We start from the raw sequence: 1433 nt of genomic DNA on the forward strand, positions 1-1433 counted from the left end.
GACACCGGAAGCCAAAGCCGAGGAGTGACCTGTTGGTCACTTTTCTTTAGGCACGTAAAGAAAAGTGACTTGCCGGAGGTGCGTTGTTTTGGTTTAAGAATAATTTTGGTTTTAGATAATGTATGCATTCCCATGCGGAGCGCGGGAACAAGTAAGTGCTGGGTTTTGCTACGCTCCCCACGGCTTGCTTGATCCCTACCACCAAAAATGGACAATGATCTAACTTACATGCATCGCCTCAAATTGCTCTGGATTTTTATAGCCAATTGCACTGTGGCGACGTCGTCGATTGTAGTCCACTTCAATATATTCAAAAATAGCCTCTCGCGTTTTTTCTCGGTTTTGTAAAGGCTCACCCATTAATAGCTCTACCTTTAATGAGTGGAAAAAGCTTTCAGCGCACGCGTTATCCCAGCAATCCCCCTTGCGGCTCATGCTTTGAATCAGATCATTTTGCGCGAGAATTTCTCGAAATGCATTTGATGCATATTGGCTGCCACGATCACTATGAACGATAACATGCTTCGGAAAACCACGCCGCCATAACGCCATTTGCAAGGCATCACAAACAAGTTCTGAATCAATTCTTTCACTCATTGACCAGCCAACGACCCTTCTTGAGAACAAATCAATGAACATCGCCAAATATAGCCATCCTTCTGTGGTTTGAACGTAGGTGATATCACTAACCCATTTTTCATTGGGCTTGCGCGCATTAAAATTACGCACCAATAAATTAGGCGCTATCGGCAGGTTATGATTGCTGTCAGTTGTGACTTTAAACAACCTGGCTGCTTTGGGCACAAGCCCCTGTCTTTTAAGGCTCTTTCTTATCGTCTTAATATTATGCGGTGTTCCATTGTCCGCAAGTTCTGCAAGAATTCGATCCGCACCATCGCGGCATTTGCTGACCACAAATGCTGATAGTACGCGTTCGTCAATTTCCTGTTTGCGCTGGCTGCGGAAATTGCTGCGACCAATAGAGTTACACCAAAGGTAATACCCACTTCGCGATACGTTTAGAACCCGCGCCATTATCCTCATAGAGTAAATGCCGCTGTATTGTCGCATGTATTCAAAACGCTTTATTTTTGATGCTTCGCGAAGTAGGTGGCCGCCTTTTTTAGGATTTCGAGTTCCTCCGCCTGTTCTGCCAGTTGACGCTTTAAGCGGGCGTTTTCGGTCGCGAGAATTGATTCCCGCTCACCTTGTGTTCGCTTGTTATTGATGGCCGTGCGCCAGCTGTATATCTGACTTGGGTATATGCCGAGTTTTTCAGCTGCTTCTGTCGCACCCACTCTATCAGCCAGTTTTAGAGCCTCAAGTTTGAATTCGGCAGTGTGTTTTTTGTTCGATTGTGCGGGAGTCTTCTTGGTCATGGGTCACCTCTCGGGTTATTCTGAGCGTTTTTAGGGTGTCCACTTTTAGTGGTA

Annotated in this window: 1 protein-coding gene; it reads right to left on the bottom strand. The window is 45.8% G+C overall.

What is annotated here, in order from left to right:
* Window positions 1–219: 219 nt before the first annotated feature.
* Window positions 220–1379 (bottom strand): IS3 family transposase gene (locus tag ACWA6V_RS21370; protein WP_449524369.1). Its coding sequence is split into 2 segments (ribosomal slippage): window positions 220–1127 and window positions 1127–1379, totalling 1161 coding nucleotides; the frame shifts between segments, so codons are not numbered across the junction.
* Between the last annotated feature and the right edge of the window lie 54 nt (window positions 1380–1433).

Source organism: Cellvibrio sp. (assembly GCF_053579595.1).